The following is a 2336-nucleotide window of genomic DNA, read 5'->3' on the forward strand; positions in this document are numbered from 1 at the left end:
GTGGACGGGCGCCGGTCGTCACGGTTGTACGCGGGGCGCGCGTCACGACGGTCCCGGTCGCCGTACGACGGGCGGGAGTCGCGGCGGTCGTCACGGTTGTACGCCGGGCGGGCGTCACGACGGTCCCGGTCGCCGTACGACGGGCGGGAGTCGCGACGGTTCCGGTCACCGTACGAGGACGACGACGAGGACGAGGTGGACGGGCGGGAGTCGCGGCGGTCGTCACGGTTGTAGGCCGGACGCGAGTCACGACGGTCGCCGCCACGGTCGTCCCGGCGGTCGCGGTCGCCCCCGCGGTCACGGTCGTTCCGGTACGAGGGACGCGAGTCGCGGCGGTCGTCCCGCCGGTCGTCGCGGCGGTCGAAGTTCCCGCGGTCGTCGCGCCGTTGGTACGACGAGCGCTCCTCGCGCTGCTCGGGCACGGCCGCTGCCGCGGCCGCGGCGGCGGCTTCCGCGGCGAGTTCGGCGGCCTTCGCGGCCACCGCCTCCTCCGGGTCCTCGCCGCGCTCGCGGGCGGAACGCGCGGTGAGCCGGTCCGCCTCCTCGCGCAGTTCGTTCGCCCGGCGCTGCAACCGCTCCAACTGCTTGGTCAGCTCGGCGACTTCGCGCTCTGCCTGGGAAGCCGCGTTCTGCACCGCGTCGGCCTGCACATCGGTGAGCGAGCGGGCGCCGGTGATGCTGGCCACGTCGTCGTCGAACACGCCCGCACCGCCGATGACATGGCGCGAGGCGTCGACGCCCGCGTCCTCCATCAGCCGGAAGATCTGCTTGCGCTGGTGCGGCAGGGCCAGCGAGACGACCGTGCCGGACTGGCCGGCGCGGGCGGTACGGCCCGAACGGTGCAGGTAGTCCTTGTGGTCGCCGGCCGGGTCGACGTTGAGCACCAGGTCGATGCCGTCCACGTGGATACCGCGGGCGGCGACGTCGGTGGCGACCAGCACGTTGACGTGCCCGCCCTTGAAGTCCTCCAGGGTGCGGGTCCGCGCGCCCTGGGTCATGCCGCCGTGCAGCGCGTCGGCGCGCACGCCGGCCTCGATCAGCTGCTCGGCGACGCGGTCGGCGCCCATCTGGGTGCGGACGAAGATGATGGTGCGGCCCTTGCGGGCGGCGATCGCGGCGGTGACCGGCGCCTTGTCCTTCGGCTTCACGACGAGCACGTGGTGGCTCATCGTGGTCACCGCGCCCTGGGCGGCGTCCACTTCGTGGGTGACCGGGTCGACCAGGTAGCGGCGGACGAGGGTGTCGATCTCGTTCTCCAGCGTGGCGGAGAACAGCAGCCGCTGGCCGCCGGCCGGGACCAGGTCGAGGATCTCGGTGACCTCGGGCAGGAAGCCCATGTCGGCCATCTGGTCGGCCTCGTCGAGGACGGCGATCTGCACCTGGTCGAGCGAGGCGGCGCCCCGGTTGATCAGGTCGCGCAGCCGGCCCGGGGTGGCGACCAGCACGTCCACGCCGCGTTCGAGGGCGTAGATCTGGTTCTGCATGGAGGTACCGCCGCAGACGACCTTCATCTTCAGGCCGAGCACGTCGCCGTACGGCTGGAGCGCGTCGGCGACCTGCATCGCCAGCTCGCGGGTCGGGGTGAGGATCACGCCGCGGGGGCGCTTGCGCTCGGTGCGGCCGCCGGAGAGCAGCGTGAGCAGCGGCAGACCGAAGGCGAGGGTCTTGCCGGAGCCGGTGCGGCCGCGCCCGAGGATGTCCTGGCCGGCCAGGGCGTCCGGGATGGTCGCGGCCTGGATCGGGAAGGGGCTGACGACCTGGTTCTGGGTGAGCTTGCGGACGATGGCCTCGGGGAGGCCGAGGTCGGCGAAGGTGATGGTGGGCTCGGCGGGCTCTTCGGCCTGCGCGGGCTCCTCGACCTCGACCTCGGCCGACTCGTCGGCACGCTCGTCGGCACGCCTATCGGCACGCTCGTCGGCGGCGGGGGCGTCCACGGTCTCGGGGCCGTCCACGACCGAGGGCGCGGATGCGGCGGACTCGGTGGATTCGACGGACTCGGTGGCGGTCACGGTCACGGCCGCAGTCGCGGTCGCGAGTACGGCGGTGTCGGCGGTGTTCTCGGGCATGGCGGAACGGTCGGCACTGTCATTGGACATGCTGAAGCTAAACCTCTCGGAGACTTACGGCACGCGCCAGCTCCGCAGGTTGCTTACAACCGCCTCGATGCGGTCAGCCACAGGAGAAAAGGAACGCGCCACGGGGCGCGTGTCAATCAGGCGCCAGGCAGGTGGGATCAAACGATCTACCAGCATACGCATCCGGCGTCGCTTTCGCGAATCACCTGCGTAGAGCACGTACGGGCCGGTGATTCGGGGCGGTGGCGCCCGCGTCGGACC

1 protein-coding gene is annotated in these 2336 nt (G+C 72.3%); it reads right to left on the bottom strand.

The genetic code is table 11. From position 1 onward, the window contains the following. The coding region (locus tag AC13HU_RS35855; protein WP_483046176.1) for a DEAD/DEAH box helicase at positions 1-2096 on the bottom strand (2096 nt) is incomplete at its 3' end. Positions 2097-2336: the final 240 nt, after the last annotated feature.

The sequence above is a fragment of the Streptomyces sp. NH27 genome, assembly GCF_056859195.1.